At 66.7% G+C, this 6,434-nt stretch carries 4 protein-coding genes; 3 read left to right on the top strand and 1 reads right to left on the bottom strand.

Annotation, left to right across the window (positions count from 1 at the left end):
• A partial coding sequence (locus tag I0Q12_RS05410; protein ID WP_197250969.1) for an AAA family ATPase occupies positions 1-3,034 on the bottom strand: 3,034 nt, incomplete at its 3' end.
• A gap of 421 nt (positions 3,035-3,455) precedes the next feature.
• On the opposite strand from I0Q12_RS05410, the gene I0Q12_RS05405 reads away from it, so the two are divergent.
• The 3 genes from I0Q12_RS05405 to I0Q12_RS05395 all read left to right on the top strand — a co-directional run bounded on the left by I0Q12_RS05405 (position 3,456) and on the right by I0Q12_RS05395 (position 5,727).
• On the top strand, positions 3,456-4,241 hold the full coding sequence (locus I0Q12_RS05405; RefSeq protein WP_197250968.1) for a DUF2637 domain-containing protein: 786 nt from the start codon (positions 3,456-3,458) through the stop codon (positions 4,239-4,241).
• A gap of 457 nt (positions 4,242-4,698) precedes the next feature.
• The gene (locus I0Q12_RS05400; RefSeq protein WP_231610063.1) at positions 4,699-5,235 is read left to right on the top strand and encodes an ImmA/IrrE family metallo-endopeptidase; all 537 of its coding nucleotides are present in this window, start codon (positions 4,699-4,701) and stop codon (positions 5,233-5,235) included.
• Positions 5,236-5,238: 3 nt separating this feature from the next.
• Positions 5,239-5,727: a hypothetical protein gene (locus tag I0Q12_RS05395; RefSeq protein ID WP_197250966.1), complete on the top strand. Its 489-nt coding sequence runs from the start codon at positions 5,239-5,241 to the stop codon at positions 5,725-5,727.
• Positions 5,728-6,434: the final 707 nt, after the last annotated feature.

The raw sequence follows: 6,434 nt of genomic DNA, 5'->3' as shown, positions 1-6,434 counted from the left end.
CGCGGATCGCCCAGCGTTCTGTTGCCGGCACCTTCGACAACCGGGCGATCGCGGCTCGGGCTTCGGCCAGGTCGTCCTCGGTGCCTCGCTCGAGCAACGTCTCCACCAGAACGCCGGTGCCGACGAGGCCGACGAAGGGCCGTCCTGCCTCGAACATCTCGTTCACAGTTCGGCGCAGCACCGGTATCGCAGCATCGCGGTCACCGCGCCCGGCACTCTCACCGGCCGCCAGGATCTCGACGAGCGGGGCCATTTGACGAGCAACCTGCCTGCGCCGCCATACGTCACGGGCCTGCATCATCGCCTCCAGCCCCCGGCGGCGGTCGCTCGCGGTGTCCCGGCTCAGCAGCCCGGCACCCAGCGCGAACTCGGCCAGGCTCACGACGTCGTTGCCATCGCTTTCGCCGGTCTGCACCGCCTCTTCGATCACGCGCATCACGGTGTCGTCGGCCCGCAACACCCCGAAGAGGAACGCGAAGCCGTAGGTCCACATGACGACAACGCAATGAGCTGTCGGAGTGCTGTGTCGGGCCATCGCGACGGCGTCGTCCAGGTCTTGACGCCACCCGGGAAGACCCAGCCACCACCGAGCAGTGCCACGGAATGCCACCGCGACCGCGAGTGGTGATCCGAAGCCGAAGCCGGCGCCCATGGCGGGCTCGCCGGCGGCCAGGTCGATGACGGTTTGCGACCAACGCAAGATCTTGCCGAATTCGCCGGCCTCCAACCAGTTGGCGAACGCGACGGTCGCCAATCCCACAGTCGCGGTGGGATCGCCGATCGATTCGAGCAACTCCGTCTGTTCGGATACCAGCCGCGAGCCCTCTCGCACCCGCCCGGCGTACAAAAGCTCGACTGCCGGCGCGCTCATGCCGATGGCCAGCGAGAGCTTGTCCCCGGACGCCTCGCACAGCTCCCGCAGCTCCGCGAAGCGGTCGCGAGATTCCTGGAGTGCGGGGCTGTAAGTGTCGGTGGCGCACAGCATGGTGCGGGGGGCGGTGCGCATCGACAATCGGCCGGGGTCGTCGCCGGGCAGAGCGTCGGCGACTTTTCGGGCACGTTCCCAACTGAACCGTGCAGCGAAGACATCGCGGGTCGTCGCCCAATCGGCGGCCCGCATGTGCCAGCCATACGCGGCGTGCAGTTCGCCTGCTGCGTCGAGGTGTTCGGCGATCAACCCGGCATTCTGGTCGGCCGAGTCCGGGTTGCCCGACTCGATCGCGGTGGCCAGGAGCCGGTGCCATCGGGCGCGGTCGGACTTGAGCTGTGATTCGTAGGCCACCGACCGGATCAGCGGGTGGCGGAAGGCGTATTCGGCATCGGGGCTGAAACGCACCTGGTCGATCAGCTCCGCGCCCAGCAACTCGTCGGGCAGCGCATCGATGCCCAGCGCGGCCAGCAGCCCGGCGTCGAAGCGGGCGCCGATCACCGACGCTGCGCTTATCGTCTGCTTCGCCTGTGGGCTCAGCCGGTCGAGACGTGCCTCGATGGCGGCCTGCACCGTGGCGGGCACCGAGACATCGGCGACATCGGCGACATCGGCGCCACACACATAGCTGCCGCGCCGGCCGACCAGCACGCCGCGCTCGGCCAACTCGCGCACCATTTCCTCGGCGAAAAACGGGTTCCCGGCGGCTCGCTCGGCGATGAGGGTCCCGACCGGCGCGATTGAGCCGTCGGTTCCCAGAAGCTCGTTCAGGAGCTCCATGGTCTCCGAATCACTCAGCGGGGCAAGCGCTATCGTCCGAACGCCGGGCACCTGCGTCAACGCTCCCCGATATTCGGGGCGGGCGGTGATCAGCACCACCGACAGGGTTTGCGGGATGATTTCGAGCAAGTCGGCCAGCATGGATTCACTGACCTCGTCGATCCACTGGGCATCCTCGACGACGAACAGCACCGGTTCGGTACGGGCCAGCGACACGGCGTTGATCAGCGTGATCACCCGCCGACGCCGCGCCTCCGGGTCGAATCGGGGCAGCGACACCTCGGGGTCGGCGATGCCGAGTAGATCATCGAGCAGCAGCAGATCCTGCTGGTCGCCGTCGGGCACTCGTTCCCTCACCCGCGCGCGGGCCAGGGGCGCGTCCAGGTCGGCAACGCCGAGACCTTCACGCAGCATGGCGGTCACCGCATGGAACGGAATGTCACGGGCGTGGGATTCGCAGAACGTCCATATCACCTCGACCCCCCGAGCGGCCGCGATCGCGGTCGCCTCCCGCGCCATCCGCGACTTGCCGATGCCCGGCGCTCCCACCACATTCACCACACCACCCCGGCCACCGATGGCGCGGTCCACGATCTCCTCGACCGCCGCCATCTCCCGGCACCGACCGACCAGGCCGGCCTCCGCGCGTCCGACCAGGGCCCGCCGCGGGCCGATCCCCACCAGCCGGCGCACCGGCACAGGTTCGGTCTTCCCCTTGATCGACATCAGCTCGATGTCTCCCAGCACCGCGGCCTGCTCGACCAGCCGCGCGGTCGCCTCCGAGAGCATCACCCCGCCCGGCGGCGCCACCGATTCCATGCGTTGAGCCATCCCCACCTGCTCACCTATCGCCGCATACCCCAACGCGCCCGAGCCGATCTCGCCGGCAATCACTCGACCGGAGTTCAGCCCGACCCTCAGCTGCAGGTCCACCTCATCGCGACGCAGCACCTCCGAGGCCAACCGGTTCGCTTCCTCCTGGATGGCGAGCGCCGCAAGGCATGCCCGAAAGGCGTGATCCTCCAACGCAACCGGAGCGCCGAAGGTCGCCATCACGCCGTCTCCGGTGAACTCCACGGTCCCGCCGTAGCGGCGCACCACCGCTGCCGAGCGCTCCACCAGATCGGTGATGATCTCGCGCAACCGCTCCAAATCCAACGAGGCGGCGATGCCCATCGACCGCACCACATCGGCGAACAGCACCGTCACCTGCTTGTACTCCGCAGGTGTCGTGGCAGTCACAACTGCCGCACCGCACTCGCTGCAGAATTTCGAACTGGTCGGCAGTTCGGCGCCGCACGATCCACACGACAGTTCCGCTGCCATCCAGCACCACCGATCCGAGAATCCGGACCCCCACGTCCAAGAATAGGACGTCCACCAGTGACGAATAGCCTGTCTCGGTCCGCCGACCGGACGGTAGCGAGCGTCCCGTCGGAAGCCCGAGCGAAAGCGAGTGTGGGCAAAATGTGGGCACAGCGTGCATCGGCCGGCAATCAAGAAAGCCCTGACCAGGACTTTCACCGCCAATTACATGGTGGGCGCGGAGGGTTTCGAAACCACTCGTGCCCCAGCGGTTCTCGCAGGTAGGCGGGTAGCACCCGGGGTGGCCTGGGAACTCGGTATGTCCTCATATGACGGCAACCATCCGGTTCTGTCGGTTTCCCACTCTGCGACTGTCCGGAATCTGTCCGATTCTCGACCTACCCTGCGAGGGCCTTGGATTCGATCGACTGGAGGGGGTCTCGTGAAGAAGGTTCGGGTGTCCCGCGACGACGCAGCACTCATCTATGCGCTCGGCGCCGCGGCACTGTGCCTGTCCTACTCGGCGCTCGCGGACATCGCAGCGCGGGCCGGGCTCGGTGACTGGCAGGCCGCGGTGTGGCCGCTCGTCGTCGACGGGCTGATCATCGCGGCGACGCGGGCAGCGGTGACGCTCGACGCGGGACCGGCACGGCGGTACGCATGGTTCCTACTGTGGGCGGCGGTCGGGGTATCGATCGCCGGGAACGTCGCACACCTGCTGCTGCCGCCCGGGCCGGCGCATCCCGGGGTTGCCGCGACTGTCGCGGTAGTGCCACCGGTCGCGGCCCTCGCGCTGACGCACCTGGCGATCGTGCGCGCCAGGGCGCTCGCAGGCACGTCGACGGGCGGTGACAAACATCGGCCGGAAAATATTATTACCGAGCCGATCGACGCACCCGACGACCACGACAGCCCCCGCCGCGGCACCGATCACGACGAGGCGCCGCGACCGGTCACCAGGTTGCGTGTCGCACCCGCGACACCGCCGCGGCCTGCTGCGACACCGCCTGTCGCGACACCGCGCGCTACGACACAGCAGACCCTCGCCCTCGACATCGCACCCGTCACGACGGACGACGAGCTGCGGGCCCGCGCGATCCACCTCGTCGACACCGAGGGGCTGTCGATGCGTGCGACAGGCGCGCAGCTCGGTATCTCGAAAGACAAGGTGCACCGGTGGGTCACCGCGCACCGCACCAGTGTCGCGGCCGCGACAGTCGCTGTCTGACGTCGGGGACGGCCGACCGCACAAGACCCGGCCCCGTTTGGGACAATCACGTCCGGCGTCAAGCTCACCCGGAGAGGTTCACTGGTCCTCGCCGGGAGGTATGGCGAGTGACATCTCACGTCTCACTCGCCAGCGCCACACGGAGGCGCCGTCGTCGGGGGCGGCGTCCCCCACATCCACCGACGGACTCTCTTCTGTTCGCGGCCTGCAGCAGGTACCGTTCAGCAGTCCTGTTGGACGCCCACTGGTCGTGAAGGCGGCACCTTTTCGCCAGCGAATACACGAACAGCGCCCCACCTCCGAAGAGGTGGGGCGTTGTTCGTGATCCGGAGCGCGGCCGGCGAACTCCTGTGCCGCGTCGTTTGTCCACGTCGACGGCATCCGTACCGGATGATCGCGACAGACCTGTACAGTCAGTCGAACTTCCGGAACAACCCGTGCATATCATCGGTTGACCTTGGCGACGGGCAGGAACGAAGAGGAGGTGCCCATGAGCAACGCAACCCCGCGGGAAGCAGCCCGTGAAATGCGGATGCGTTACTGGAACGACAGCATGGGCAATATCCCTTTCCCTGTCGACCCGTGGGAGATCGCCGACCGGATCGGGATCCGGGTGCAGCCCGCACCGCTCAACAACAACCTTGCTGGATTCATCATCCGCGAAGATGCCGACGCGCCCACGGAGATCTACGTCAACGAGCAGGACCATGCGGTCCGGCAGCGATTCACCGTCGCCCACGAACTCGGCCACTTCTTCCGGCACAAGGACGACGAAGATGAACTCGGGTTCGTCGACGAGCGCGCAGAGCTGGCGCAGGCCGGCACCGACCCCGAAGAAATCTGGGCGAACCAGTTTGCCGCCGAACTGCTGATGCCCGCCGCCATCGTGAAGAAATGGTGGGCGGAAGGGATGTCGGTCGGCGAGCTCCGCCGACGTTTCGACGTGTCATCACCAGCGATCAACAACCGACTGTCCAGTCTCGGGCTCATCTAGCCCATGCTGAACCGGGAAGCCGACGACGAGGTCGACGGCAAGCTGCAGCGCGCCGGCCAGATCGAGTCACGGTTCAAATCGAGGCCACCGCTCGACGGCGGAACGCCGGACTCGCCCGACGCCAACGACGGTGGTGACCTCGACGACCCGGAGTCTTCTGAGGAAAACCGCGACGAGGATTCCCGGAGCGCGATCCTTGCCGCGAAGATTCGCCTGCAGACGATCAAGGCCCAGAACCGTGAGCAGGACATCGAACTCCGAAAGACGCTCGCGGGATGGTCGATCAAGTTCGTGGGCGGACAGCTTGTCGCTTCGAACATCTTCTTCTTGATCTATCTTTGCGCCAACAAGACTGACATGGACCCGGCGGTGATGGTGGCCTGGCTGGGTGCGTCGGTGATCGAGGTGATCGGCATCCTGCTCGTGATCGCTCGCAGCTTGTTCCCGGTGAAGAAGAACGGATCCAACGGGAACGACAACGGCGGCGGTTAGCCTGGTTCGTTCGGCGGATGCGGGACACAGGCCCAGTTGTTACCTAACGAAATTAGCTGTGGGACAAGAGGCTTCGCGGACCGGCCCCTACCAATCCGGGTGGCTTTTGTGATCTAATCCAGCGGTCGCCACCGTTCCCCTGTGTGGCGATACATGACCCCGTCGGCGCCCATCCCCCGCCTCGCCGGCGGGGTCCCTTCTGTTCGCAGCCTGCCGGCGGTACAGTTCGACCAGATCCGATCGGACAGTGGTCCAGTACGCCGGGCACACAGGGGATGCTCGGCAGTGCTGGCCCCTCTCCCCCGCCCTTTTGCCGGCAGTGCCCCGCCTCATCGGGAGGAAGCGGAGCACTGAAGCGGCTTCCCCGGGCGCCACAGGTGCAGCAGGTTGCAGCCACCGGCATTCTACGTCGGCGAAGATCTGCCCGAAGGCGAAAGCGCCCTGTCTCCAGCGTCGAGCGGAGCCGGACGCTTTCGGGTACTACGGCCATTGACCGGAAAGCGTCCAGAGGACGACCGAAACATGGCGACCTGGGCGAATCGGGACTTCGTTAGGCAAAGGACTCTACCGGCCGCTGCCGCGATGTGTTTGAATTCACACTATCGCCGCCCATCCCCTGCGCGGCGATTCAGGACCCCGTCGGCGCCCCCCAAATCCGCCGGCGGGGTCTCTTTCTGCCCCCGAAGATCTACCACAGATGCGGGCTG

Source organism: Rhodococcus sp. CX, assembly GCF_015865005.1.
GTDB lineage: Bacteria > Actinomycetota > Actinomycetes > Mycobacteriales > Mycobacteriaceae > Rhodococcus.
Note: the sequence above shows the minus strand (reverse complement) of the source record. Positions and strands in the feature narration are given on the sequence as shown.

Coding starts and splice junctions, on each gene's coding strand:
- I0Q12_RS05395 (WP_197250966.1), top strand. CDS start 5,239: ATGCTGAACCGGGAAGCCGACGACGAGGTCGACGGCAAGCTGCAGCGC.